The sequence below is a fragment of the Patulibacter sp. SYSU D01012 genome (assembly GCF_017916475.1).
Taxonomy (GTDB): Bacteria; Actinomycetota; Thermoleophilia; order Solirubrobacterales; family Solirubrobacteraceae; genus Patulibacter.
Map to the genome: position 1 here is coordinate 1928842 of NZ_JAFMTB010000001.1, position 25014 is coordinate 1953855.

At 75.7% G+C, this 25014-nt stretch carries 27 protein-coding genes, 1 tRNA gene and 1 pseudogene; 24 read left to right on the forward strand and 5 right to left on the reverse strand.

Annotation, left to right across the window (positions count from 1 at the left end; all coding sequences use genetic code 11):
• Positions 1 to 41: 41 nt before the first annotated feature.
• The 8 genes and pseudogenes from ffh to J3P29_RS08850 all read left to right on the forward strand — a co-directional run bounded on the left by ffh (position 42) and on the right by J3P29_RS08850 (position 5433).
• Entirely contained in the window at positions 42 to 1463 is a 1422-nt protein-coding gene (gene ffh, locus J3P29_RS08815) for a signal recognition particle protein (protein ID WP_210492736.1), read from the forward strand.
• A gap of 83 nt (positions 1464 to 1546) precedes the next feature.
• Positions 1547 to 1795 (forward strand): 30S ribosomal protein S16, encoded by a 249-nt coding sequence (rpsP, locus tag J3P29_RS08820; RefSeq protein WP_210492737.1) that lies wholly within the window; start codon positions 1547 to 1549, stop codon positions 1793 to 1795.
• Between the two features lie 7 nt (positions 1796 to 1802).
• Entirely contained in the window at positions 1803 to 2072 is a 270-nt protein-coding gene (locus tag J3P29_RS08825) for a KH domain-containing protein (protein WP_349239791.1), read from the forward strand.
• Between the two features lies 1 nt (position 2073).
• Entirely contained in the window at positions 2074 to 2727 is a 654-nt protein-coding gene (rimM, locus tag J3P29_RS08830) for a ribosome maturation factor RimM (RefSeq protein WP_210492738.1), read from the forward strand.
• A 4-nt stretch (positions 2728 to 2731) separates the two neighbouring features.
• On the forward strand, positions 2732 to 3430 hold the full coding sequence (trmD, locus tag J3P29_RS08835; RefSeq protein WP_210492739.1) for a tRNA (guanosine(37)-N1)-methyltransferase TrmD: 699 nt from the start codon (positions 2732 to 2734) through the stop codon (positions 3428 to 3430).
• 171 nt (positions 3431 to 3601) lie between these two features.
• A pseudogene (gene rplS / locus J3P29_RS08840) lies at positions 3602 to 3952 on the forward strand (50S ribosomal protein L19); the annotation flags it as partial.
• A 130-nt stretch (positions 3953 to 4082) separates the two neighbouring features.
• Positions 4083 to 4790 (forward strand): signal peptidase I, encoded by a 708-nt coding sequence (gene lepB / locus J3P29_RS08845; protein ID WP_210492741.1) that lies wholly within the window; start codon positions 4083 to 4085, stop codon positions 4788 to 4790.
• 10 nt (positions 4791 to 4800) lie between these two features.
• Positions 4801 to 5433 (forward strand): ribonuclease HII, encoded by a 633-nt coding sequence (locus J3P29_RS08850; RefSeq protein WP_210492742.1) that lies wholly within the window; start codon positions 4801 to 4803, stop codon positions 5431 to 5433.
• A 45-nt stretch (positions 5434 to 5478) separates the two neighbouring features.
• Here J3P29_RS08850 and J3P29_RS08855 read toward each other — a convergent pair whose 3' ends face one another.
• Positions 5479 to 5946, reverse strand: coding sequence for a YraN family protein (locus tag J3P29_RS08855; protein ID WP_210492743.1), 468 nt, complete (start codon positions 5944 to 5946; stop codon positions 5479 to 5481).
• 169 nt (positions 5947 to 6115) lie between these two features.
• Here J3P29_RS08855 and J3P29_RS08860 point away from each other — a divergent pair, with 169 nt between their 5' ends.
• From J3P29_RS08860 to J3P29_RS08895, 8 genes are all read left to right on the forward strand, one after another.
• Complete coding sequence (locus J3P29_RS08860) at positions 6116 to 7615, forward strand: YifB family Mg chelatase-like AAA ATPase (RefSeq protein WP_210492744.1); 1500 nt, start codon at positions 6116 to 6118, stop codon at positions 7613 to 7615.
• Positions 7612 to 8757, forward strand: a complete 1146-nt coding sequence (locus tag J3P29_RS08865; protein WP_210492745.1) for a DNA-processing protein DprA — start codon at positions 7612 to 7614, stop codon at positions 8755 to 8757. The genes J3P29_RS08860 and J3P29_RS08865 overlap by 4 nt, the downstream gene beginning before the upstream one ends.
• 103 nt (positions 8758 to 8860) lie before the next feature.
• Positions 8861 to 9742, forward strand: coding sequence for a bifunctional hydroxymethylpyrimidine kinase/phosphomethylpyrimidine kinase (gene thiD, locus J3P29_RS08870; RefSeq protein WP_210492746.1), 882 nt, complete (start codon positions 8861 to 8863; stop codon positions 9740 to 9742).
• Complete coding sequence (locus tag J3P29_RS08875; protein ID WP_210492747.1) at positions 9739 to 10377, forward strand: hypothetical protein; 639 nt, start codon at positions 9739 to 9741, stop codon at positions 10375 to 10377. The genes thiD and J3P29_RS08875 overlap by 4 nt, the downstream gene beginning before the upstream one ends.
• 145 nt (positions 10378 to 10522) lie before the next feature.
• Positions 10523 to 12214: a dihydroxy-acid dehydratase gene (gene ilvD, locus J3P29_RS08880; RefSeq protein ID WP_210492748.1), complete on the forward strand. Its 1692-nt coding sequence runs from the start codon at positions 10523 to 10525 to the stop codon at positions 12212 to 12214.
• A 1-nt stretch (position 12215) separates the two neighbouring features.
• Positions 12216 to 12989 (forward strand): hypothetical protein, encoded by a 774-nt coding sequence (locus J3P29_RS08885; protein ID WP_210492749.1) that lies wholly within the window; start codon positions 12216 to 12218, stop codon positions 12987 to 12989.
• Positions 12986 to 14218 carry an NAD-dependent epimerase/dehydratase family protein gene (locus J3P29_RS08890; RefSeq protein ID WP_210492751.1) on the forward strand — a complete coding sequence of 411 codons (1233 nt, stop codon included), beginning with the start codon at positions 12986 to 12988 and terminating at the stop codon, positions 14216 to 14218. The genes J3P29_RS08885 and J3P29_RS08890 overlap by 4 nt, the downstream gene beginning before the upstream one ends.
• A gap of 81 nt (positions 14219 to 14299) precedes the next feature.
• Complete coding sequence (locus tag J3P29_RS08895; protein ID WP_210492752.1) at positions 14300 to 15340, forward strand: L,D-transpeptidase family protein; 1041 nt, start codon at positions 14300 to 14302, stop codon at positions 15338 to 15340.
• Between the two features lie 119 nt (positions 15341 to 15459).
• Here the strand turns inward: J3P29_RS08895 and J3P29_RS08900 are convergent, their stop codons facing one another.
• On the reverse strand, positions 15460 to 15879 hold the full coding sequence (locus tag J3P29_RS08900; RefSeq protein ID WP_210492753.1) for a hypothetical protein: 420 nt from the start codon (positions 15877 to 15879) through the stop codon (positions 15460 to 15462).
• On the opposite strand from J3P29_RS08900, the gene J3P29_RS08905 reads away from it, so the two are divergent.
• From J3P29_RS08905 to J3P29_RS08915, 3 genes are all read left to right on the forward strand, one after another.
• On the forward strand, positions 15863 to 16810 hold the full coding sequence (locus J3P29_RS08905) for a tyrosine-type recombinase/integrase (RefSeq protein ID WP_210492754.1): 948 nt from the start codon (positions 15863 to 15865) through the stop codon (positions 16808 to 16810). The genes J3P29_RS08900 and J3P29_RS08905 overlap by 17 nt on opposite strands.
• A 63-nt stretch (positions 16811 to 16873) precedes the next feature.
• Positions 16874 to 17662, forward strand: coding sequence for a FliA/WhiG family RNA polymerase sigma factor (locus tag J3P29_RS08910; RefSeq protein ID WP_349239792.1), 789 nt, complete (start codon positions 16874 to 16876; stop codon positions 17660 to 17662).
• 19 nt (positions 17663 to 17681) lie between these two features.
• The gene (locus tag J3P29_RS08915; RefSeq protein WP_210492756.1) at positions 17682 to 18473 is read left to right on the forward strand and encodes a hypothetical protein; all 792 of its coding nucleotides are present in this window, start codon (positions 17682 to 17684) and stop codon (positions 18471 to 18473) included.
• 3 nt (positions 18474 to 18476) lie between these two features.
• Here the strand turns inward: J3P29_RS08915 and rsgA are convergent, their stop codons facing one another.
• Entirely contained in the window at positions 18477 to 19571 is a 1095-nt protein-coding gene (gene rsgA, locus J3P29_RS08920) for a ribosome small subunit-dependent GTPase A (protein ID WP_210492758.1), read from the reverse strand.
• Between the two features lie 115 nt (positions 19572 to 19686).
• On the opposite strand from rsgA, the gene J3P29_RS08925 reads away from it, so the two are divergent.
• The 3 genes from J3P29_RS08925 to J3P29_RS08935 all read left to right on the forward strand — a co-directional run bounded on the left by J3P29_RS08925 (position 19687) and on the right by J3P29_RS08935 (position 21459).
• A tRNA-Gly gene (locus J3P29_RS08925) sits at positions 19687 to 19760 on the forward strand.
• A 148-nt stretch (positions 19761 to 19908) separates the two neighbouring features.
• Complete coding sequence (locus J3P29_RS08930) at positions 19909 to 20940, forward strand: DUF4917 family protein (protein WP_210492759.1); 1032 nt, start codon at positions 19909 to 19911, stop codon at positions 20938 to 20940.
• 102 nt (positions 20941 to 21042) lie between these two features.
• Entirely contained in the window at positions 21043 to 21459 is a 417-nt protein-coding gene (locus J3P29_RS08935; RefSeq protein ID WP_210492760.1) for an Imm63 family immunity protein, read from the forward strand.
• A 6-nt stretch (positions 21460 to 21465) separates the two neighbouring features.
• Here the strand turns inward: J3P29_RS08935 and J3P29_RS08940 are convergent, their stop codons facing one another.
• Entirely contained in the window at positions 21466 to 22551 is a 1086-nt protein-coding gene (locus tag J3P29_RS08940; protein WP_210492761.1) for a C45 family peptidase, read from the reverse strand.
• A complete protein-coding gene (locus tag J3P29_RS08945) occupies positions 22548 to 23162 on the reverse strand; it encodes a TetR family transcriptional regulator (RefSeq protein ID WP_210492763.1) in 615 nt (204 codons plus the stop codon). Before J3P29_RS08945 ends, J3P29_RS08940 begins: the two co-directional genes overlap by 4 nt.
• A gap of 220 nt (positions 23163 to 23382) precedes the next feature.
• Between J3P29_RS08945 and J3P29_RS08950 the strand changes: the two genes are divergently transcribed.
• Positions 23383 to 24348: a PDR/VanB family oxidoreductase gene (locus tag J3P29_RS08950; RefSeq protein ID WP_210492764.1), complete on the forward strand. Its 966-nt coding sequence runs from the start codon at positions 23383 to 23385 to the stop codon at positions 24346 to 24348.
• Positions 24341 to 24982 (forward strand): MSMEG_1061 family FMN-dependent PPOX-type flavoprotein, encoded by a 642-nt coding sequence (locus J3P29_RS08955; protein ID WP_210492765.1) that lies wholly within the window; start codon positions 24341 to 24343, stop codon positions 24980 to 24982. Before J3P29_RS08950 ends, J3P29_RS08955 begins: the two co-directional genes overlap by 8 nt.
• The last annotated feature ends 32 nt before the right edge of the window (positions 24983 to 25014 follow it).

Sequence of the window (25014 nt, forward strand, 5' to 3'; positions counted from 1 at the left end):
ACGTCGCCGCCGGGGCCCGGGCGTGCGAGACTGGGGAAGACGTGTTCGACGCCCTCTCCGAAAAGCTCCAGGCGACCCTCGACGACGTCCGTCAGCGCGGCACGCTGACGGAGAGCGACGTCAACGCCGCGATGCGCGAGATCCGTCTCGCGCTGCTCGAGGCGGACGTCAACTTCAAGGTCGTCAAGTCCTTCACCGCCACGGTCAAGGAGCGCTGCCTGGGCGCCGACGTCGTCGGCCAGCTCAACCCGGGCCAGCAGGTCGTCAAGATCGTCCACGAGGAGCTCGTGGCCCTCATGGGCGGCGAGTCCGAGGGCCTGACCTTCGCCTCGCGCCCGCCCACGGTCATCCTCATGTCGGGCCTGCAGGGCTCGGGCAAGACGACCGCCGTGGCCAAGCTCGCCCGCTGGCTGAAGGAGGAGAAGGGCTCCTCCGTCGCCGTCGCGGCCTGCGACGTCCAGCGTCCGGCGGCCGTCGAGCAGCTGCGCGTCGTCGGCGGCCAGGCGGGCGCGACGGTCTACGACCGCGGCGTCGAGCTGCCGGCCGTCCAGGTCGCCCGCTGGGCGCTCGACCAGGCCAAGCAGGACGGCAAGGACGTCCTCATCGTCGACACCGCGGGCCGCCTGCACGTCGACCAGGCGCTGATGGAGGAGCTCGTCCAGATCCGCGACGCGGTCCGGCCCGACACCGTCCTGCTGACCGTCGACGCCATGACGGGTCAGGACGCCGTGAACGTGGCGGAGCAGTTCGCCGCCGCGGCCGGCTTCGACGGCGTCGTGATGTCGAAGCTCGACGGCGACGCCCGCGGCGGCGCCGCGCTGTCGGTCAAGGCCGTCACCGGCAAGCCGATCATGTTCGCCTCGACGGGCGAGAAGCTCCCGGACTTCCAGGAGTTCCACCCGGACCGGATGGCCCAGCGGATCCTGGGCATGGGCGACGTGCTGTCGCTCATCGAGCAGGCCGAGAAGCAGTTCGACGAGTCGGACGCGAAGGCGCTCGAGCGCAAGCTGCGGCGGAACGAGTTCACGCTCGAGGACTTCCTCAAGCAGATGAAGATGATCCGCCGGATGGGCCCGCTGTCGAAGGTCCTGGGCATGCTGCCGGGCGTCGGCTCGCAGCTCAAGGACGCCCAGATCGACGACCGCGAGATGGACCGCGTCGAGGCGATCATCCTGTCGATGACCCCGAAGGAGCGCCGGCAGCCCGAGCTCATCAAGGGCTCGCGCCGCCTGCGCATCGCCAAGGGCTCCGGCACGACCGTCCAGCAGGTCAACCAGCTCGTCAAGAACTTCCAGCAGATGCGGAAGGTCATGAAGCAGATGAGCCGCGGCAAGATGGGCGACCTGGGCCAGCTCATGGGCGGCGCCGGGATGCCCGGCGGCGCGGGCGGCCTGGGACCGGGCGGCGCACCCCCGGTGGGCGTCCGCGGCGGCAGCCGCGCGGCGCGTCGCCGCAAGAAGTAGCCCGGAGCGGTAGGCTTTCTGCTCTTCGGCGCCTGGCCTCAGTTGGCCTGCGCCCTATCCGAGACCGTGACTGAAGGACGTTCGTGGCTGTTCGACTGAGGCTCACCCGCGTGGGGAGCAAGAAGAACCCGGTGTGGCGCATCGTCGCCTCCGACTCCCGCAACCAGCGCGACGGGCGCGTCATCGAGACCGTCGGCCAGTACAACGCGCAGACCGAGCCCTCGACGATCGTCGTGAACGAGGACCGCGTGCGGCACTGGCTGTCCGTCGGCGCGCAGCCGTCGGGCACCGTCAAGAAGCTCCTGCGCACGCAGGGCATCGAGGCTCGCTGATCCACCGGTGACCGCGTCCGACGTCGATCCCAGCGCCGTCGCCGACCTGCTCGGTGACCTGACGCGGGCGATCGTGGACGCCCCGGACGCCGTCCGCGTCACGCCCTACGCGGACGCGGACGACGGCTCTGTCGTGCTCGAGCTCCGCGTCGACGACGGGGACTACGGCAAGGTCATCGGCCGCGGCGGGCGCACCGCCTACGCGCTGCGCACCGTCGTCAAGGTCGCCGCCGCGCACCGCGAGCAGCGCGTCCTCGTCGACATCGTCGACGACTGACGTGGCCGCCCCCGGCGCGACCCCGCCGCCCGCCGACGCCGACGGGCGCCCCTCCGCGGCCCCGCCCGCCGGCGCCCCCTCGCGTCGCGACGACGCCCTCGTCGCCTGCGGGCGCGTCGGCAAGCCGCACGGCCTGGACGGCACCGTCACCGTGACCCGCCCGCGCGGCGCGGTCCTCAAGCAGGGCGTGCGCGTGCTCGTCGGCGACGTCGAGCGCGAGATCGTCCGCCGCGGCGGCACGGACGAGCGGCCGCTGCTGCGCCTGGAGGGCGTGGACGGCATCGCCGCCGCCGAAGCGCTGCGCGGCACCGACATCCGCCTGCCGCGCGAGGCGCTCCCCGACCTGGGCGACGACGAGTTCTGGCCCGAGGAGCTCGTCGGCCTGCCTGTGCGGTCGCTGCGCGGCGCGCACGTGGGGGAGGTGCGCCAGGTCCTCATCCTGCCGTCCGTCGACGTGCTCGAGGTCCGCCGCCCCGGCGGTCTGCCCGACCTGCTCGTGCCGATGCACCGCGAGGGCATGCCCGAGCTCGACGTGCCCGCGCGGCGCGTGGTCGTCGACCTCGCGTTCCTCGGCGAGGACGAGCCCGGCGCCGACGGCTCGCCGGCCCCGTCCGACGGGGGCGCGGACGCCGGCGACGGCGCTGCGGGAGGATGAGCGGGTGCAGCTCGACGTCATGACCCTCTTCCCGGACTGGTTCGACTGGTTCCGCCAGCAGCGCCACGTCCGCAACGCGGCCGCCGACGGCCACGAGGTGCGCACGTTCAACCCGCGCGACCACAGCGGGATGTCGAACAACCAGGTCGACGACACGCCCTTCGGCGGCGGTGCCGGCATGGTGCTGCGCGTCGACGTCATGGACCGCGCGCTCCGCGGCGTGTACGACGAGGACCCCGTCGAGCTGCGCAAGCACCGCCGGGTCATCGCCCTGACCCCCGGCGGCCGCGTCCTCGACGACGCGTACGTCGACGAGCTGGCCGCCGAGGAGGAGGGCATCACCCTGCTCTGCGGTCGCTACGAGGGGTTCGACGAGCGCATCGTCCAGCACTTCTGCTCCGACACGCTGTCGATCGGCCGGTACGTGCTGGCCGGCGGCGAGCTGGCGGCGATGGTCGTCTGCGACGCCGTGCTGCGCAAGCTGCCGGGAGCGCTCGGGCACGCGGAGTCGGCGGTGGAGGAGAGCTTCAGCGTCGCGCTCGACGGCGACCCGGAGTACCCGCACTACACGCGCCCCGCGGAGTACCGGGGCTGGACGGTGCCCGACGTCCTGCTGTCCGGGCACCACGCCGAGATCGAGACCTGGCGCCGGGCCCGCAGCCGCGAGCGCGGCGACGGCGGCAACCGCCTCGGCCGCGCCTAGGCCCTCGGCCGCCGCGCTGCGCCCGCCGAGCGGCGACCCGCCAGGTGCAGGCGCTTCGCCGCCGGCGGCCCCGGGACCGCGGCGCGTCGGCGCCGCCGCTCCGCTAAGGTCTTCAGTCTTGCCCGGATCACGTACTGGTGCGTGTTTTCCCGACCGTCCGGGCCCTCGCCGATGACCACCGTGATCGAGAAGCTCGAGCGTGAACAGCTCCGCTCCAACCCCGAGTTCCAGCCTGGTGACCGCGTTCGCGTCCACTTCCAGGTGATCGAGGGCTCGCGTCGCCGTACGCAGGTCTTCGAGGGAATCGTCATCAAGCGCCAGGGCCACGGCCTCCGCGAGACGTTCACCGTCCGCAAGCAGTCCTTCGGCGTCGGCGTCGAGCGCACGTTCCCGCTGAACTCGCCGAAGATCGAGAAGATCGACGTCGCCGCCCGCGGTGACGTGCGTCGCGCCAAGCTCTACTACCTGCGCGGCCGCGTCGGCAAGGCCGCCCGCGTGCGCGAGAAGCGCTACGTCGCGCCGGAGAAGACGGCCCAGGCCCCCGTCGACGAGCCCACGCCGGCCGCCGCCGACGAGGCGCCCGCCGCCGAGGCCCCCGAGGCCGAGGCGCCCGCGACGGAGTCCTCGGACTCCTGATCCGCAGGATTCGCGCGTGAGCGCAGAGCGATCGCCCCGGCAGACGGCCGGGGCGTCGTCGTCCGGGAAGAAGCGCAAGCTGCACCCGGTCGTCGAGCTCGTCGGCCTGGTGGTCGTCGCGCTCGGCCTGGCCCTGGGCATCCAGTGGCTCCTGGTCAAGCCGTACCAGATCCCCTCCGGCTCGATGCTGCCGACGCTCGACCTCGGTCAGCGCGTGCTCGTCAACCGCATCGGCCACCGCCTCGGCGGCGATCCGTCCGTCGGGGACGTCGTCGTCTTCCACCCGCCGCGCGGCGCCGAGCCGCAGAAGTCGGGCCTGAAGCTCGGGGACGAGAGCCCCGGGCTGTGCGGCGACCGCGACAACATCGCGCAGGGGCGCCCGTGCGCGTCCACCGTCGGCGGCAAGTGGGGCAAGGAGAACTACATCAAGCGCGTCGTCGCCGGACCGGGCGACACGATCGCCGTGCGCGACGGCCACGTGATCCGCAACGGCAAGCGCCAGAGCGAGCCGTTCATCAGCGACACGTGCGAGGGCCAGGGGTCGGACAACAACCCCTGCACGCTGCCGAAGGCCATCAAGGTCCCGGCCGGGATGTACTACATGATGGGCGACAACCGCGGCGAGTCGAACGACAGCCGCTTCTGGGGCCCGGTGCCGCGCGACTGGATCGTCGGCGGCGCGTTCGCCACCTACTGGCCGCCGAAGAAGATCGGCGGGGTCTAGGCCGGGTCGCGTGAGCCGCGGGCGCCAGCTCTTCGCGCACGACCGGGCCCTCGGCGTCCGCTGGGTCGTCGGGGCCGACGAGGCGGGGCGCGGCTGCCTGGCCGGCCCCCTCGTCGCCGGCGCCGTGCTCTTCGACCTGGAGCGGATCGGCCCGCGCGAGGTCCGGGCGCTCGGCGCGCTCGACGACTCCAAGCGGCACGACGAGGAGGAGCGCGAGCGCCTCTTCTGCGTCGTGTTGCGCATCGCCGTGCGCGTCGCGACGAGCTCGCGCTGCGTCGAGGGCCTCGACGCCCGCGGCCTGCACGTCACCAACCTGGAGGCGCTCTCGAGCGCGGCGCGCTCCGTCGCCCGTCCCGGGGCGCTGTGCCTGACCGACGGGTTCGCCGTGCCGGACATCGGCCACCCGCAGCAGAAGGTCATCGGCGGCGACGCCCGCAGCGCGGCGATCGCCGCGGCGTCGATCGTGGCCAAGGTCACCCGCGACCGCTTCATGCGCCGCGCCGCCACGCGCCTGCCGCACTGGGGCTTCGATCAGCACATGGGCTACGGGACGCGGGCGCACCAGGACGCGATCCGGACGCACGGCGTGTCGGAGCTGCACCGGCGCTCCTTCCGCTCGCGGGCGTACGAGGGGCACCTGTAGGGCCCGAGCCCGCGGATCTCGATCCCGGCGCGGCGGCGCGGCGCCTCAGAACGCCGCCTCCACGTGGTCCAGCCGCACGAGTCGGCCGTCCGGGTCCAGCACCACCCCGATCGCGTCGAAGCGCACGTCGCGGCCCGTCGGGCGGCCGGGGTGCTCCGCCAGCCACGCCGCCGCGAGCCGCCGCACCTGCCGCCGCTTGCGCTCGTGCAGCGACGACCACGGCACCCCGCCGCCGCGCGCCACGCGGGTCTTCACCTCGCAGAAGACGATGGCGCGGTCGTCGTGCGCGACCAGGTCGATCTCGCCCCAGCGCGTGCGGGCTCGTTCCGCGAGGATCGTCAGCCCGAGGCGCTCGAGGTGCTCGCGCGCCAGCCGCTCGCCGCGACGACCGGTCGTGGGCCGCATGTCCGGCGCGGGGGCGGGCGAGCGTCGGCGGGGCGGGCCGCCGGGCGGGGGCGGGACGGGCCGCGACGGGCGGTCGCCGGGCGAGGGGACGGCGGACGGGGTGGACACGCCGCCGACGCTAGGCGTCCGCGCCGTGCCGTCTCCGGGGCCCATCCGTGCCGGAAGCGTGCCGGCTCGCGCGCGGATCGCCGCGGCGCCGAGGCGCGGCAGTTCCGGTGCGGTTCCGGCACCGTCCGGCGGTGGTCCGGGCACAGGGCGCGCTCCTACCGTGGCCGCCATGTTGGCCCGCGTGCACACCTTCACCATCGACGGCCTGGAGCCGCGGCCCGTGGTCGTCGAGGTCGACGTGCGGCCCGGGCTGCCGTCCTTCACGATCGTCGGCCTGGGCGACCTGGCGCTGCGCGAGTCGCGCGAGCGGGTGCGCTCGGCGCTGGGCAACCAGGGCTACGAGCTGCCGCAGCGGCGGATCACTGTCAACCTGGCGCCCGCGAGCCTGCCGAAGGGCGGGCCGGGGTTCGATCTGGCGATCGCGGTGGGGCTGCTCGCGGCGAGCGGGCAGGCGCCGGGCGTCGACCTGGACGCCAACGCGGTCGTCGGCGAGCTCTCCCTCGGTGGGATGGTCCGCGCCGGACGCGGCGCGCTCGTCGTCGCTGAGGGGGCGCACGCCGCCGGGCTGCAGGCGGTCGTCCTGCCCCGCGAGCAGTGCGACGAGGCGGCGCTCGTGCCCGGTCTCGCGGTGCGCGGCGTCGGCACGTTGCGCGAGGCCGTGTGGGCGCTCGCCGCCCGGGGCCGCGACGATCGTCCGGCGGCGGCGCCGGACGAGGACGAGCCGCTGCCCCCGGCCGGGCCGGACCTCGCCGACGTGCGGGGGCAGGCGACGGCCCGCCGCGCGCTGGAGGTGGCGGCCGCCGGCGGCCACAGCCTGTTGCTCATGGGGCCGCCCGGGACCGGCAAGACCATGCTCGCCCGGCGGCTGCCCGGCCTGCTCCCGCCGATGCGGACCGGCGAGGCCCTCGAGGTCACGCGGATCCACAGCGTCTGCGGGCTGCACGACGGCGCCGGGCTCGTCCGCGAGCGCCCGTTCCGCGCGCCGCACCACGGCACCTCCGCGGCCGGCCTCGTCGGCGGCGGGAGCGTCGCGCGTCCCGGCGAGCTGACCCTGGCCCACCGCGGCGTCCTGTTCCTCGACGAGCTGCCGGAGTTCCGCCGCGACGCGCTGGAGGCGCTGCGTCAGCCGCTCGAGGACGGCCGCGTCCGGCTCGTCCGCCAGGGGCGCACGCGGACGTTCCCGTCCCGCGCGCTGCTCGTCGCCGCCGCCAACCCGTGCCCCTGCGGGCACGGCGGCACCGTCCGCTGCCGCTGCGGACCGGCCGACCTGGAGCGCTACCGCCGCAAGCTGTCCGGCCCGCTCCTGGACCGGATCGACCTGCACGTCGGCTGCCCGCGCCCGTCGGCGGAGGAGATCGGCGGCCCGCCGGGAGAGGGCAGCGCGGCGGTGCGCGGCCGGGTCCTCGCGGCGCGCGCCTTCCGGGGCGAGCGGCGCCGCACCGCGGGGCCCCGCCCCCTCGAGGCCGACCTCAGCCCGGCGGCGGCCCGCACCCTCGAGGCCTGCTACCTGGGCGGGGCGCTCTCCGCCCGCGGCCGCGCACGGGTCCTGCGCCTGGCGCGCACGATCGCGGACCTGGCGGCCGCGGAGACCGTCGCCGAGGAGCACCTGGGGGAGGCGCTGCACCTGCGCCAGCGGGTCGAGCAGGACGACGAGGAGGTGACGGCGTGAGGGCCTGCTCCTCCTGCCTGCGGCGCGCGCGGATGCTCGTCGAGCTGGGCCCCGGCCTGGACCGGCGCTTCCGGGGGCGCCGCGTCCCCGGCATCCTCGCGCTGGAGGACCACGAGCTCGTCGCCGCCGCCGGCGACCGTGGCCAGGGCCCGCCGCCGGCCCTCGCCGCGTCGGAGGACGCGCTCCTGTCCGCCGCCGCGGCCGACGAGCGGGAGCACGGCGTCGAGGCGGTCTGCCGGCACGACGCCGCGTACCCGCCGCGGCTGCAGGGCCTGTTCGACCCGCCGCACGTCCTCCACGTCCTCGGGGGCGTCGAACGGCTCCAGGCCGCCCTCGACCCGGACGCCGTGCGGGCGACGGTGGCGATCGTCGGCTCGCGCAAGGCACCGGAGGAGTCGCGGCAGGTCGCGCGCGACCTGGCGGAGGCGCTCGCGGCCGTGGGCGTGGCGGTCGTCAGCGGGATGGCCTTCGGCATCGACGCCGCCGCGCACGAGGGCGCGCTGGCGGCGACGGCCCGCGGCGGCGCGCGCACGATCGCGGTGCTGGCGGGCGGGGTCGAGCGCCCGTCGCCCGCGACGCTGCGCGTGCTGCACCGCCGCATCGGCCGCGAGGGCGTGGTCGTGGGCGAGCTGCCGCCCGGCACGACGCCGCGCAAGTGGGGGTTCCCGGCCCGCAACCGCATCATCGCCGGGCTGGCCGACGCCACGATCGTCGTCGCGGCGGCCCGGGGGTCGGGCTCGCTCATCACCGCGGATCTGGCGCAGGGCGCCGGCCGGGTGCTCGCCGCCGTCCCCGGCCCGGTCCGGTCGCCGCGGCACGCCGGGACGAACGACCTGATCCGGGGGCCCGAGCCCGACGCGCAGGTCGTGTGCGAGCCGCGCGACGTCCTCGCCCTCCTGGGGCTCGACGAGCAGCTGGCGCTCGAGCTCGGCGCCCGCGACCCGCTCGTCGGGCTGGAGGGCGGCGCGCGCACCGTCGCCGAGGCCCTCCTCGCCGGACCGACCACCATCGAGCGGCTCGTCGCCGAGCACGACGCCGCCGCCGTGCTCGCCGGCCTCGGGCAGCTCGAGGCGACGGGCCGGCTGCGCCGCGCGCTGACCGGGGAGCTGGAGCTGGTCCCGGCCGGCACGCGGCGGGCGTGAGGGGCGGACCGGGACGCCGTGCCCGCGCGCGCCGGACCGCCCTCCCGCCTGGACGCACGGGCCCTGCTCCGGCGCGGCCCGGGCGCGGTAGCCTCGGAGCGACATGGTCGATCGCACGCCCGTCTGCCTGACCATCGCCACGTCCGACTCGGGCGGCGGCGCCGGGATCCAGGCCGACCTGAAGGCCTTCGCCGCTCAGGGCGTCCACGGGACGAGCGCCATCGTCGGCCTGACGGCGCAGAGCACCGTCGCGGTGACCCGGATCGAGCAGGTCTCTCCGGCGATGATCGTCGAGCAGGTGCGGGTGGTCGTCGAGGACCTCGGCGTCGACGCGGTCAAGATCGGGATGGTCGGCACACAGGCGTCGATCGCGGCGGTCGTCGAGGCGCTCGGCCTGCTGCCCGCCGGGACGCCCGTCGTCCTCGACCCCGTGATGGTCGCCGAGTCGGGCGCCCGCCTCCTCGAGCCGGCCGCGCACCGCGACCTGGTCGAGGGCCTGCTGCCGCGGACGACCGTCGTCACGCCGAACCTGCCCGAGGCCCTGGCGCTCGCCGGGCTGGCCGACGACCCCGAGCGCGCCGACGACGACGCCCGCGTGGAGGAGGTCGCCCGCGCGATCGCCGCCCTGGGCCCGAGCGCCGTCCTGATCACCGGCGGGCACCGCGGCGTCGCGGCCGACACGCTCCTGCTGCCGGACGGCAGCGTCCGCCGCTTCGCCGGCGAGCGCCACCCCGACGGCGCGGCGCACGGCTCGGGCTGCACCCACTCGTCGACGCTCGCGGCGCGCTTGGCGCTCGGCGACGGCCTGGAGCGCGCCGCCCGCGTCGCGCGCGCCGTCGCGGGCGAGGCCGTGCGCCGCGGGCTGCGCGACGTCGGCGCCGGCGCCGGCCCGGTCGACGCGCTCGACCTGCCCGCCCTGCGCGCCCTCGCGGCCGGCGTCGCCGACGCCGTCGCTCCCGTCCCCGACGCCCTCGCCACGCCGTGACCGCCGTGCTCGTCGCCGTCGTCGCGCTCGGCGCCCTCGTGACCGCGCTGCGGCTCGTCGCCGGCGGAGGCCCCGCCGCCGTCGCGTCCCGGGCGCGCGCCGCCCGCGCCTGGCTGGCGGAGGGCCACGACGGCCGGGCCGAGCGTCGCGACGCCGAGCGGACCGCGCGCGAGCTGCTGCGCACCTGCCTGGACCTCGAGTCGTGGGAGATGTACCGCGACCTCGGCTTCGTGCGCGTGTGGGGCACACTGGGCCGGGCGCCGGCGCCGGCCGGCCGCCGGCCCGCGCCCGGCGTCGCCTACGCCTACCTCGTCTACCCGCACCGCCCGCACGTCGTGTACCTGCCGCAGACCACGACGCTGCTGGGGGAGTGCGCCGTCGAGCTGGCCGGGAGCACGGCCGAGGAGCTGGCGCCGTCCGACGATCTGCTCGCCCACTGGATGGCGCTGACCGGCGACGAGCCCGGCGTCGTCGCCGCCGCGCACATCGCCACGCCCGGGAGCGACCTGTCGCGCCGCGCCGTCCGCCGCGACCTGTGGCGGCTGCGGGAGTGGGAGCGCGAGCGCGCCGAGCGCTACGCCGCCGTCGTCCGCGCCGCGCGCCTCGACGCCCCCGCCGACGGCCGCACCGCCTGAGCGGGCCGCCCCGCGTGAACCGGCCGTCCGCTCCGGGCCGGCCACCGACGCCGGAGCGTCCCTCGGCCCGCACCCGGCCGCGGCGGCCGGGTGCGGGCCGCCCGCGCCCGCTGCGGGGGTACGGGGGAGTAGCGTTCGCGCCGGCATGAGCAGCACGCACCCCGACGTCGATCTCAAGCGCAACAGCCGGCAGGTGACCGAGGGGCCCCACCGCGCGGCCGCCCGCACGTACCTGAAGGGCATCGGCTTCGACAACGACGCCCTCCGCAAGCCGATCATCGGCGTCGCGCACGGCTGGATCGAGACCATGCCGTGCAACTTCAACCACCGGGTGCTCGCCGCGAAGGTCAAGGAGGGCATCCGGGCCGCCGGCGGCACGCCGATGGAGCTCAACCACGTCGCGATCTCGGACGGGATCACGATGGGCACGAGCGGCATGAAGACGTCGCTCGTCTCGCGCGAGGTCATCGCCGACTCCATCGAGCTCGTCGCGCGCGGGCACCTCTTCGACGGCCTCGTCGTCATCACCGGCTGCGACAAGACGATCCCGGCGGGCGTGATGGCGCTCGCCCGCCTGAACATCCCCGGGCTGATGCTCTACGGCGGCTCCGTCCCGCCCGGCCACCTGCACGGGCAGGAGGTCACGATCCAGAGCGTCTTCGAGGCCGTCGGCCGGCACGCCGCCGGCAAGATCACCGACGAGGAGCTCGACGAGCTGGAGAACGTCGCCAGCCCCGGCGCCGGCGCGTGCGGCGGGCAGTTCACCGCCAACACGATGTCGATGGCGTTCGAGGCGATGGGCATCAGCCCCGCCGGCGCCGCGATGGTCCACGCCCAGGCGCCGAGCAAGGCCGAGGTCGCCTTCCGCGCCGGCGAGCTCGCGATGGAGGTCCTGCGCCGCGACCTGCGCCCGAGCGACCTCATCACGAAGGAGTCGCTGCAGAACGCCGTCGCGGCCGTCGCGGGCTCGGGCGGCTCCACGAACGCCGTCCTGCACCTGCTCGCGGTCGCGAAGGAGGCCGGCGTCGACTTCGACATCGACGACTTCGACCGCATCAGCCGCTCCACGCCGCTGCTCTGCGACCTGCTGCCCGGCGGGCGCTACAACGCCGTCGAGATGTGGCACGCCGGCGGCACGCCCGTCTTCATGCACCGCCTGAAGACGCTCGGCGCGCTGCACGAGGACCTGCCCACGGTCACCGGCCCGACGGTCGGCGAGCTCGCGAGCGACGCGGGCGAGACCCCGGGGCAGCGCGTCATCCGGCCCCTCGACGACCCGATCAAGACGTCCGGTGGCCTGGCCATCCTGCGCGGCAACCTGGCCCCCGAGGGGTGCGTCGTGAAGCTCTCCGGGCACGAGCGCCGCCGCCACCAGGGGCCGGCTCGCGTGTTCGAGCGCGAGGAGGAGGCGATGAAGACCGTCGTGGCCGGCGGGATCCGCCCCGGCGACGTCGTCGTCATCCGCAACGAGGGGCCGCAGGGCGGTCCCGGCATGCGCGAGATGCTCTCCGTCACGAGCGCCATCTCCGGCATGGGCATCTCGGGCGAGGTCGCGCTGATCACGGACGGCCGCTTCTCGGGCGCCACGCGCGGGTTCACCGTCGGGCACGTCGCGCCCGAGGCGTTCCACCGCGGGCCGATCGCCGCCATCCACGAGGGCGACGTCGTCACGATCGACGTCGACGCCCGCGAGCTGTCCGTCGCGCTGAGCGACGACGAGATCGCCGCCCGCTGCGCGGCGTACGCGCCGCCCGTCTCGCCCGACACCACCGGCGTCCTGGCCAAGTACGCCAAGCTCGTCGGCTCCGCCAGCCAGGGCGCGGTCACCACCGGCTGACATGGACGCGGGCCGCGACACGCTGCCGGCCGTCGAGCCGGACCGCGACCTGGACGACTGGGGGCGCTCGGCGCGGCTCGCCGCGCTGCTGGACCGCACGGTCTGGGACGCCGCGCACAAGGTGTGGTTCCGCGTCGAGCTGGAGGGCGCCGCGCGCATCCCCGCGACCGGCGGCGCCCTGCTCGTCGTCAACGGCGGCGGCGCGCTGTCGCCCGTCGCGCCGATGCTCGCGAAGGCGGTGCGCGAGGAACACCCGCGGCGCCGCGAGAGCCGCCTGGCCGTCGACCCGGCGCTGCTCGCGCAGCCCGGGCTGTCCGTCGCCCTCGCGCGCGCCGGCGCCGTCCGGGCCCACGAGGACGACCTGGCCCGCCTGCTCGGCGACGAGGGCGCGCTCGTCGTCCACGCCGTGCGCACCGACCGCCTCCACGACGACGCGGCCGCCGCCGACCTGGGCGTTCACCCCGCGCTGCGCGCCGCGGCCCGCACGGGCGTCCCCGTCGTCCCCGTCGCGGCCGTCGGCGCCGACGACGCGCAGCCGGTGCTCGCCCGCCTTCCGTTGCCCGGCGGCCGCCGCCTGCCCGTGACGCTCGCCTTCCCGCACCTGGGACCGCTCGCCCTGCTGGCGTACCTGCCGGCCCGGCTGCGCCTGCGGACCCTCGCCCCGCGCACCGACCACGGCCCCGGCGACGCCGAGCGGCTCGCGCTCTCCGTCGCCCGCCGCCTGCGCCACGAGCACGCCGACATGACCCGCGAGCGACGGTCGCGGTGGACGTGAGCGGCGCCCGGATCCTGCTGACGGCCGGCGCGGGCCGGCTGGGGGCGCTGGTCGTCCGCGCGCTCGAGGCACGGGACGACGTCGCCACCGTCGTCGCGGTCGACGAGCGACCGCCCGGCGTGCCCTTCGCGCGGGCCGAGTTCGTCCGCCTGGGCCGCGACGCCGCCGGCCTGGGCCGGGTGGTCGCCGGCACCGCGCCCGACGTCGTCGTGGACCTGCGGGCCGCCGCGGCGCTCGCGCCGCTCGACCCCGCGGCCCTGAGCGCCCACGCGCCCACCACGCGGGCGCTCGCCGACGCGATCGCGGCCCCGGAGTCGCCCGTCCGCCGGGTCGTCGCCGTCGGCTCGCTGCACCGCTACGGCTGGGACGCCCGCCTGCCGGCGTTCCTGCGCGAGGACACGCCGGTGCCGCCACCGCGGTCCGCGGGGCTCGCGGCGCCGCTCGCCGCGGTCGAGGACGCGCTGGCCACGGCCGCCGCGGCGCGACCGGGCGTCGGCCTGGCGCTGCTGCGGCTGGCCGACCCGGTCGGGCCGGCGGGCGCCGGCGTGCTCGCGGCGGCGGACCGCCTGCCGCTGCTCCCGACCATCCTCGGCTTCGATCCGCCGCTGCAGGTCGTGGGGGAGGACGACGCCGCACGTGCCGTCGCCCACGTCGCCGGCGGCGGCCTGGACGGAACGTTCCTCGTCGCGGCCGACGGCACGCTGGCCCTCTCGGAGGCCCTGGCCGCGCTCGGTCGGGCGCACGCGCCCGTGCTGCCGCCGTGGGGCGCCGGCCTGCTCGCCGGCCTCCTGGCGCGCGCCGGCCTGCCCGCGGCCCCCGAGCTGGCGGGCCAGCTGCTCCGGGGACGCGGCGTCGACGCTCGGCGGCTGAAGGCGACGGGGTTCGCCTACCGCGCGACGACGCGCGAGGCGCTGACCACGGCGGCGACGGCGCGCCGGGACCGCCGCCGCCTCGGCTCCGCGACGGCGGCCGGCGGCCTGGGGACGGGCGAGCCGTACGTCGCCGAGGTCGAGGCGTTCCTGCGCTCCAGCCCCGCCGCGCGCGCCGCGCCCGCCCCGGCGGTGACGCCCGCCGAGCCCGACGTCGGCGCCCTCCCCGAGGACGCGCTGCTGCCCCTGCTGCCCTCGCTCGAGCCGGCCGCGCTCACCGCGCTGCGGGCGCACGAGGCCGCCGGTCCGGGGCGCCCGCGGGTGCTGGCGGCGATCGACGGACTGCTCCGGCGCGGCTGACGGCGTACGACCGCGGACGGGACGGGGCTTGCGGGCCCGGCACGCCCCAGCCGACCACCGTTATCATCCGCGCGGTCTCCCATGCGTCAACGTCCCCTCCTCGTCCTCGCCACCGTCCTGGCCGTCCTCCTCGTCGCGTGCGGGGGCGTGCTCGTCGCCGACGCCTCGACGCCGAAGAAGATCCCCGCCGGCGTCCACATCGGCGGCGTCGACGTCGGCGGGCTGACCGTCGAGGCGGCCCGGCAGAAGGCCACGCGCACGCTCCTCGAGGAGCGCGGCCAGCCCGTCCGCGTCCGCTACGGCGCCCGGGCGTGGACCCTGACGTCCGCGGACGCGAAGGTCCGGGTCGACGTGGACGACGCGGTCGCGCAGGCGAGCCGCCTGGCGACCGAGGGCAACGCGTTCGAGCGCGTCTACCGCCGCGTCGCCGGGAAGAAGATCTCGCGCGAGTACGAGCCGTCCAGCTCGTACTCCACGGCCGCCGTCTCCAAGCTGCTGGACCGGATGGAGCGCGACGTCAAGCGCGCGCCGCGCGAGGCCTCCGTCACGTTCGACTCCGGCACGCTGGAGGTCCACGAGGGGCGCACCGGCGTCGAGCTGGACCGCAAGCGCGTCGCCGCCCGCATCCGCAAGGCGCTGCGCGTGCCGTCGGCCCCGCACCGCATCCGGGCGGTCGTGGACAAGGAGCAGCCGAAGACGACGACGGCCGACGTCCGCAAGCAGTACTCGACGGTGCTCGTGGCCAACCGCTCGACGTTCAAGCTGACGCTCTACAAGAACCTGAAGGTCGCGAAGACCTACGGCATCTCCGTCGGCAAGGCCGGCCACGACACGCCGGCCGGCCAGTACACGATCGCCAACAAGGACGCCAACCCCGCCTGGCACGTCCCCCAGTCCGAGTGGGCCGGCGACCTGGCCGGCAAGGTCATCCCCGCGGGCGATCCGCAGAACCCGATCAAGGCGCGGTGGATGGGCATCTACGACGGCGTCGGCATCCACGGCACGAGCGACGACGCGTCGATCGGCACGAACGCCTCGCACGGCTGTCTGCGGATGCACGTGCCGGACGTGATCGACCTGTTCCCGCGCGTGCCGGTCGGCACGCCGATCTGGATCCTCTGAGCGCCGCCGCGGCCCGAGCGCCCGCGCGGGTCGGAGCCGGACCGACCGGCGGGCGGCCCCACCCGGGCGCGGGCGGACCGGCGCGCCGGCGATCCGGCGTGCGGACCGTCCGGGCCCGTCTAGCGGACGCCGTCGGGCCGGCGGTCCACGTCGCCCCCCAGGGCGCGCACCGTGTCGTCGTGGCCGCCCTCCTGGGCCGCCAGCGCGCGGATCGCGTCGTCGATGTCGCGGATGCTCTCGCCCTGGCCGTCCGGCGACTCCGGGCCGAACGCCGCGATCTCGTCGACCGGGACCTCCTCCCAGCCCCGCTCGAGCAGGGAGGAGTGGTGGTCGCCGTGCCGAAAGGCCATCGTGCCGAGCCAGATCCCGCGCTCCCGGCGCCGCAGCACCGCGTACCAGAGCGTCGAGGCGTCGACGTTCGCGCGGATCTGCAGCCACGGGCGCGCCGGGTCGTCGACGGCGTCGGCGAGGCCGGCGGTCATGAGCTGCCGCCGCGTCGCGACCCGCCCGGAATCCGTGTCGATGAAGAACGTGCCCACGACTCCAGAGGATAGGCCGCTGCCCGAGGCGTGGCGCCGCGCGCTCGAGGTGCTCGAAACCGACGGCGTCCGCCGGGGCGCCGCGGAGCGCACCCGTCGCGCCTACGCCGGCGACCTGGAGCGCTTCGCGCGCTGGTGCGCCGCGCGGGGCACGGACGCGCCGTCCGCCGTCGACGTCCGCACCGTCCGCCGCTACACGCAGTCGCTGACGGAGGGCGGCGCCGCGGCGTCCACCGTCACCCGGGCGCTGTCCGCGCTGCGTGGCGCGTTCCGCGCCTTCGAGCGCGCCGGCCTGGCCGAGGGCAACCCCGCCGAGCTCGCTCCGGGCCCGCGGCGCCCGCAGCACCTGCCGCGCGTCGTCAAGCCGGACGACGCCGCCCGTCTGCTCGACCGCATCCCCGCCGACGACGACGCCCTGGCGCTGCGCGACCGCGTGATGCTGGAGATCGCCTACGGATCGGGGCTGCGCGCCGCCGAGCTCGTGCGCCTGGACGTCGTCGACGTCGACCTGGACGGCGCGCAGCTGCGCGTGACGGGCAAGGGCGAGCGCACCCGCACGCTGCCGCTGGGCGATCCCGCCGCCGACGCGGTGCGGCGCTACCTGGCCCGCGGCCGGCCGGCGCTCGCGGTCGCCCCCGCGGACGGGGCGGCCGAGCCCGCGCTGCTGCTCTCGCGCCGCGGCCGCCGGCTGTCGACGAGCGACGTGCGCCGGCGGATGCACCTGTGGGTCCGTGCGGCGGGCCTGCCGACCGACCTGCACCCGCACGCGCTGCGGCACTCGTTCGCCACCCACCTGCTCGACGGCGGCGCCGACCTGCGTGCGATCCAGGAGCTGCTCGGCCACGCCCGGCTGTCCACGACCCAGGTCTACACTCGAGTAGAGTCGAGCCGGCTGAAGTCCGCCTACCGGCGCAGCCACCCGCGGGCCTAGCCCGGGATGCCGGTGCGGGCCCAGCGACGATCCCCCGTCCCCGCTGTCCGCGATCGACCCCTGGTGCAGGCCGAGCCCCGTCCCCACGACCTCCGCGAGCTGTGGCGCCGCGTGCGCGAGGGCGACGACCGCGCCGCCCGCGAGCGGCTGGTGCTCATCTACTCGCCGCTGGTCAAGTGGGTCGCCGGCCGGGTGGCGGCGTCGCTGCCCCCGCACGTGGAGGAGGGCGACCTCATCTCGTACGGCCTCGAGGGGCTGACGACCGCCGTCGACCGCTACGACATCACGCGCGAGGTGCGCTTCGAGACCTACGCGGTCACCCGGATCCGCGGCGCGATCATCGACGAGCTGCGCTCGCAGGACTGGGTGCCGCGCTCCGTGCGCCAGCGCGCCCGCGAGATCGAGCGCACGCACTCCCGGCTGGAGCACCAGCTGCACCGGGCGCCCACCGACGAGGAGATGGCCACCGCGCTCGACGTCTCCGTGCGCGAGTTCCAGGACTCGCTCGTGCAGGTGTCGCAGTCGACGATCCACGCGCTCGACGAGCTGTGGTCCGTCGGCGACGCCAGCGGCGACCAGGTGTCGCTCCTGGACACGATCGAGGACGAGGGCGCGCCCGACCCGGCGGCCCTCGTCGACGAGCAGGCGCTGCGCGACCAGATCGGCGACGCGATCGACCGGCTTCCCGAGCGGGAGAAGGTCGTGATCGCCCTCTACTACTACGAGAACCTGACGCTGCGCGAGATCGGCGAGGTCCTCGGCGTGACCGAGTCGCGGGCCTCGCAGCTGCACACGAAGGCGGTCCTCCGACTCCGCTCGCGGCTCGGTCCGGACGACGGCGTCACCGTCTGACCGCTGCTAGCCTCGACGGGTGTCGTCGCCCGGGAACTACGAGGTCTGCGCGATCTGCGACCGCCACCTGCTGCGCGGTGAGCAGCCGGAGATCTTCCTCCACGACGGGCAGCGACACGAGGTCTGCGAGCTCTGCGTCCCGCGGGCCCTGCACGCCGGCTGGATCCGCGTCGGCGTGAACGACGCCCCGACACTCGAGCCCGATCGTCCGGGCCGCTCGCTGCTCTCGCGGCTGCGCAAGGGCCGCAAGCCGGGCGGCCGTCGCCGTCCCGCGCCCGGACCGCAGTCGGCCGCGCAGCGCTCGGCCCAGCGGCGCAGCCAGACGGCCGCCGCGCGGCCGGAGTTCGAGGACGACCCGCGGCCCGAGCCCCGGCGCGTGCACCGCCTCGAGGACGAGATCGAGGGCCTGGCGCTCGAGGAGGAGCCCGCCGCCGCGCCGCTGGCCGCGTACGCGACGACGGCGACCGGCAGCCACGCGCAGGTCGCCACCTCGGGCGACCGGATGGCCGCCCGCGCGATCGACCTGTACAACCACTCCGAGCACCCGCGCACCCTGTCCGGCATCGCGCGGACGCTCGGCGCGCCGTGGGTCACCGTCCGCACGCTCGAGGGCGCGCGGATGCAGATCGTCGTGGCGTGGGAGCTGACGTGGTACCGCTTCGAGGTCGACCTCGAGCGCGAGTCGGACGGCGTCCGCGCGACCGGCACGGGCAACGCCCTGGGCGAGCTGCAGCCGGGCGACGTCGACCCGAACGCCGTCGCCGACGAGCACGGCTACCTGTACCTGCAGAGCGGCGCGCCGGCCGCGTAGCCGCTAGCGGCGCGGCCGCTTGCCCTCGCCGATCCGCCGCTCGCGGTCCTCGCGCTTCTCCGCGAGCTCCTCGACCTCGGCACGCAGCTCCAGGAACGACCGACGCCGCGCCTCGGCCAGCTCGCCGGCCTCGACCGCCGCGCGCACGGCGCAGCCGGCCTCGCGGTCGTGGCGGCAGTCGGCGAAGCGGCACGCGTGCGCCAGGTCGACGACGTCCGGGAACGCCGCGTCCAGGCCGCCGGTGTCGCGGACCAGGCCCAGCTCACGGGTGCCGGGGGTGTCCAGCAGGCACGTGCCGCCGCCCAGGGGGACGAGCTCGCGGGCCGTCGTCGTGTGGCGGCCCTTGGCGTCCGTCGCACGGACGGAGCCCGTCGCGAGCACCTCGCGTCCGATGAGCACGTTGACGATCGACGACTTGCCGGCGCCGGACTCCCCGATGAGCGCGGTCGTGGCGCCGCGGGGGAGGAGCGCCTCGAGATCGTCGAAGCCGCGGCCGTCCCGCTTGGAGACCGCCACGAACGGGATGTCCGGCGGCATCTCGTCGCGGATGGCCCGGACGGCGTCGGGCAGGTCCAGGTCCGCCTTCGTCGCCACCACGATCGGCTGCACGCCGCCCTCGTGCGCCAGCACGATCGCGCGCTCGATGCGCCCCGGGTTGAGGGGCCGGTCGAGCGCGTGGACCGCCAGCACCGCGGCGACGTTCGACGCCAGCACCTGCTCGAGCAGCTCGCGCGACGGATCGCGGCGCCCGACCCGCGTGCGCCGCGGCGCGACGGCGACGGCCAGCAGGCGGTCCCGGCTCTTGTCGCGCTCCGCGGCCACCCAGTCGCCGACCGCCAGCGGCGTGTCCGCACGGTCGTCCGGCAGCTCCGCCGTGCGGCCCAGCCGCCCGACGCCGGGCCGGCGGCCCTCCGCGGTGACCAGGTGGATCCCGCCGTACTCGATCCGCGCGACGCGCGCGGGGAAGCGGCCCTCCGTCAGCAGCGGCGCCAGCTCCGCCGCGACCCGCTCGTCGTATCCCGCCGCCGCCAGGGGATCCGGCAGATCCCACAGATCCGTCATCGCCTCGCCGTGCTCGACGCGCGGCGCGTCGTTCATCGGGCGGAAACGGCGGCGGAAAGGGCGATCACGGCCCCAAGCCTACGCGCTCGCCCGGCGCCCGGCAGGCAGCCGACACGCCCCGGAGCGCTTCGCTATATTCCTCCGGGCCAGCGCGGATGTAGCTCAGTTGGCTAGAGCGTCTGCTTGCCATGCAGAAGGTCGTGGGTTCGAGTCCCATCATCCGCTCCTAGGAGACCGAAGGCCCCGTCGAACGACGGGGCCTTCGTCGTCTCGGGTGCGCCCCGGCCCGCGCCCGTGGCACGTCCGCGGCGCGCCGGGAGCCTGCGCGTCCACCGGAGCGGCACGGACGGCGCGACCTATGATCGGACCGAGCATGGGGCACGCACTGGACGGCTCGTTGGCCACGTGGTCGGCGCTCGAGGACGAGCACGAGTGGAGGACCCTCCTGGTCGGCAACGGCCTGAGCATGCACCTGTGCGCCGACTTCGGCTACACGAGCCTGTTCGACGAGGCGTGCGAGGCCGGGCGGCTCGATCCGACGGAGCAGGCCCTCTTCGCGGCGATCGACACCGAGAACTTCGAGCTCGTCCTCGCCGCGCTCTCCTCGGCGATCCTCGTCGCTGACGCCATCGGGGACGCCTCCGAGCATCTCCTCGAGTTCTACGGGCGCGTGCAGGACTCCCTCGGGGCGGCCGTGCGCGGGGTGCATCCGCCGCTCGGCCGGTTCCCGCTCGAGGCACGCCGTGGACTGCGCGAGGTGCTCCGGTCGTACCGCCGGGTGTTCACGACGAGCTACGACCTGGGGATCTACTGGGCCGCAGCCTCGGGCACCGCGGAGGAGGGGCCGACCTTCGACGGGTTCAAGGACCGGCTCTGGTCGAACGGCCGCGCCGAGTTCGACCCCCGGAACGCGGACGTGGTGGGGGACACCTCGTCGACGCAGACGTTCTACCTCCACGGCGCCCTGCACCTGGTCGTCGACGCTGCGGGGGTGACGCGCAAGCTGACCAACCGTCGGCGCAGCATCCTGGACCAGTTCGGCAAACCGATCGCGGGGGAGCCGACGGCACGTCCGCTCCTGGTGACCGAGGGCGACTGGGCCGACAAGCTCGAAGCCATCCACGGGAACGACTACCTGCTCCACTGCCTGCGGGAGCTCCGTCGGGACACCGGCCCCGTCGTCGTGTTCGGCCACAGCCTCAGCCCGCAGGACGAGCACCTGGCGCGGGCCCTCAACCGTCACGCGGGGCGCTGCATCGCGGTCGGGATCCGGGACAAGGGGCCGGCGCAGAACCGGGCGCGGCAGCGGGAGCTGGCGAACGCCCTCCCCGACGTCGACCTCTTCTTCTTCGAGAGCGCGACGCACCCCCTGAGCGATCCGGCGTTCACGATGACCGACAGCTGAGCCTCGACGATCGGTCGACGGCTCGCGCGGCCGGCGCCCCCGCCGCCGAACATCGGCCGAATCCCCTCAAGTTCCGCGGGGAGCGGCGCTACTGTCCCCCCCGTGGCCCTTCCGGCAGCCAACCCGCTCCTCGCGCAGCTCGCCGGCGGCGTCCTGGACCTGGCGAACATGATCGGCGCGCCGCTGAAGACGCTGCCGACGTTCGGGTACATCGTGAACGGCGCGTACCCGTGCGTGCTGCACTTCGAGGACCGGTGGATCTGGACGATCCGCGACCGCGGGGTCGAGCTCGAGCGGCGCGAGACCACGGACGTGCAGGAGGTCCTGTACTGGATCTTCGAGGACGTCACGCGCCAGATGGCCACGGACTGGGAGATCGCCAACCGCGACGAGCACGGCGATCCGCGCGTGGCCTGGGTCGGCAAGCAGCTCGAGCTGCTCGAGCAGATCACGCCGCGATGGGCGCAGCGCTTCCGCGAGGAGCGCCGCGGCTGGCTCGACGGCCTGAACCTGGACTGACCCGGCTCAGACCGCGATCGGCGCGGCGGACCGCTCGGCGGCCGCGCACGGCCCGCCCTCCTGCAGCACCAGCTCGCCGGCCGCCAGGTCCAGCGACGCGGTCACGAGCGTCTGCCAGCGTTCGCCGCGCGGCGCCCCGGGATCGGGGTGGCAGCACAGCGGGCTCGCGTCGCGGTGGTCGAGCATCGCCGTCGCCCGGGCCGTCAGGTCGTCCGCCGCCCGCAGCGCGTCGGCGCGCAGCCGCAGCTCGTCCAGGCGCCCGAGGCTGCCGGGATCGGTCGGCGCGTGCCGCTCGCCGCGCGCCAGCTCGGGGTCGAGGAAGTGGTTGGTGTGGACGAGCACGCCGTCGTCGTCCGGGCCCAGCACCGCCAGGCCGGCGGGGGAGAGCTCGAGCCCCCGCACGGCGCCGCGGGTGCCGTCGAACGTCACGACGGTCAGGATCGTCGACGCCGAGACGGCGGCGGAGCGGGCGATCGCCTCGGCCTCGTCGAGCGTCGTGGCCTCGTCGAGGATCCGCCGCGCCACCACGTGCACCGGCACCCCCGTCTCGCCGCCGTCGGCCGCGTGGCCCAGGATGTTGAAGTGCAGGCCCAGCCCGGCCGAGCTGACGCCGATCTTGCCGACGATGCCCAGCTCGGTGAAGAGGCGCACCCGGTGACCGGGCCGCGGCTCGATGCGGGCCGCCAGCAGCCCGTCCGCCAGGTGGTCGTGCCAGTCCCACGTCTGGATCGTCCGCGGCGCCGTACCCGTCCCGCCGAGCGCGACGAACGTCGAGCACTCCGCCCGGCTCGCGGCCCCGACGGCGGCGAGCACCTCGGTGCGCCCGTTCAGCGCGCCCAGCTGCCACGCCGCCAGGCCGCTGCCGTCGGCCACGCCGCCGATCTCGGCGGCCAGCGCGGGCGCCCACGCCTGCGTGCGCTCCAGCGCCTCGCCGCCGACCTGGCGGATCGTCGCGGGCGTGGCGCCGGACGCGAGGAACAGCTCCTCGTAGCCCGCCCACTGCCGGGCGAGCGGCCCGGCGAACGCGGCGCCGAGCGCCCGGCCGCGGGCGTGGGGATCGTGCTCGGCGGACGCGAAGACGGGGATGCTCATGCGCGCACCGCCGCCAGGTCGCAGCCCGTCGCGACGCTCGCGTAGTCGAGCATCAGCCCGATCGCCTCCTCGCGGTCGAAGCTGACCCCGGTCAGGACGTGGAAGGCGAACGAGTCCTCCAGCCCGACCAGGTGGTGGGCGATCGTGGCCGCCGGCCGCGCGAGGGTGAAGACCCCCAGGCCGGCGCCCGTGGCGAGCACCGACTCGTACAGGGGGACGTGGCGGTCGTACTGCAGCTTCCACATCCGCCGGTACGTCGGGTTGCGGCGGGCCAGGCCCGTGAACTCGTAGAGCAGCGCGTAGAGCTCGTCGTCGGGGGACTCGGCGATCCCGTACTCGATGATCCGCACGAGGCGCTCGGCCGGGTCGTCGAGCCGCTCGACGAGCTTCCAGCGCTCGGTCGAGAAGCGGGCCGTCGCCTCGTCCTGCACCTGCTGGAGCAGGTCGTCGAGGGCCGGGAAGTAGTACGTGATCGAGCCGGGGGAGAGGCCGGCCTGCTGCGCGATGTCCCGGACGCCGACGTTCTCCAGGCCGTGCTCGACGATCGAGCGCCGCGCAGCCTCGACGATCTGCTGTCGACGCTGCGTCTGGATGCGGGACGGACGGGCCATGGTCCTGCGCATCCTAGGGACGCGCGCCCTCGATCGCGAGCCGAATTTTTCTCGAGCTGTACGAGATTCAGACCAAACGGTGTCCGCAGTGCGCCGAATGTCCGAACTTGAAGGGGTTTTCGCAAGTCGGCTTGACGTACGGTCGGACCGCTGGTTTGCTGCGCCGTACGAAAAACGTGGAGCGCCGTCACACGACGCCGTCCCGTGGACCGGACCCCGCATGGACCAGCCGCAGCCCGACAGCCCCATCGACGTCGTCACGACGCAGCTCACGCTCCAGGCGGACGGCGTCGTCGCCGTGCGCCTGCAGCGGCCCGACCGCGCGCCGCTGCCGGCGTGGGCCGCCGGCGCGCACGTCGACGTGATCCTGCCCGTCGGCATCACGCGGCAGTACTCGCTCATGGGCGACCCCGAGGACCGCACGTCCTACACCGTGACCGTCCTGCAGCAGCCGACGAGCCGCGGCGGCTCGGAGTACGTGCACCTGTTCCTGCGGCCCGGCCAGCGGATCGCGGTGAGCGCGCCGCGCAACCACTTCCCGCTCGAGCCGGCGCCCGAGCACCTGCTGATCGCCGGCGGCATCGGCATCACGCCGCTCCTGGCGATGGCCCGCGAGGCGACGGCGCGCGGCGAGGCGTGGACGCTGCACTACGGCGGCCGCAGCCGGCGCACGATGGCCTACGCCGACGCGCTGCGCGCCGAGCACGGGGAGCGCGTGCACCTGTGGCCCGAGGACGAGCGCGGCCGGATGCCCCTCGACGGGCTGCTCGCCGACCGCCGGCCCGGCGCCCGCGTGCACTGCTGCGGCCCCGAGGCGCTGCTGAACGCCGTGCGGACGACCGCCGCCGAGCACGGCTGGCCCGAGGACGCGGTCCACTTCGAGCGCTTCGCCCCGACGGTCCACGCGCACGCGCCCGACCGGCCCGTCACCGTCCTCGCCGCCCGCAGCGGCGTGGAGGTGCTGGTCGGCGAGGACGAGAGCCTGCTCGACGGCCTGCTGCGCGCCGGCGTCCGCATGACGTCGAGCTGCCGCTCCGGCGTGTGCGGCGCCTGTCAGACGGGCGTGCTCGAGGGCGAGCCGGACCACCGCGACGACATCCTCACGACCGCCCAGCGCGACGCGAACGCCGTGATGATGCCGTGCGTCTCCCGCGCCCGCGGGGAGAGGATCGTGCTCGATGCCTGAGCCCGCGCCCCGCTTCCGCCGGCTGGACCTGGACGACATCCGCGCGGCGCTCGGCCACCCCGAGCCCAGCACCGAGGCGAAGGTCGTGCCGACGATCGGCGAGACCGCCCGGCGCTTCGTCGCGCACGCGCCGTTCGTCTGCCTGGCCACCGCCGACGCCCACGGCCGCGCCGACTGCAGCCCGCGCGGCGACGGCCCCGGCTTCGTCAAGGTCCTCGACGAGCGCACGATCGCGATGCCCGACCGCACCGGCAACAACCTGGTGCAGTCGTTCCGCAACCTGCTCGAGAACCCGGGCATCGGCACCCTCTTCTTCGTCCCGGGCCTGCGCGAGACGCTGCGCATCAACGGGACGGGGTACGTCACGGACGACCCCGGCCTGCGGGACCGCTTCACCGTCGGCGGACGCCGGCCGAAGCTCGCGCTCGTCGTGGACGTGACCGAGGTCTACCTGCACTGCGGGAAGGCCCTCATCCGCTCCGGCCTGTGGGATCCGCAGTGGCAGGCGCTCGCCGACCACACCACCCGCGGCCTGGGCATCTTCTCGATGCAGGAGATCGAGAAGGGTGCCCCCTACGGCACCTCCGCCGACATCGACGCGTGGATCGAGGAGGCGTACGTCAAGGAGCTCTGACCGCCCCGCGCCGGCCGCCGCCGCGCGCCCCG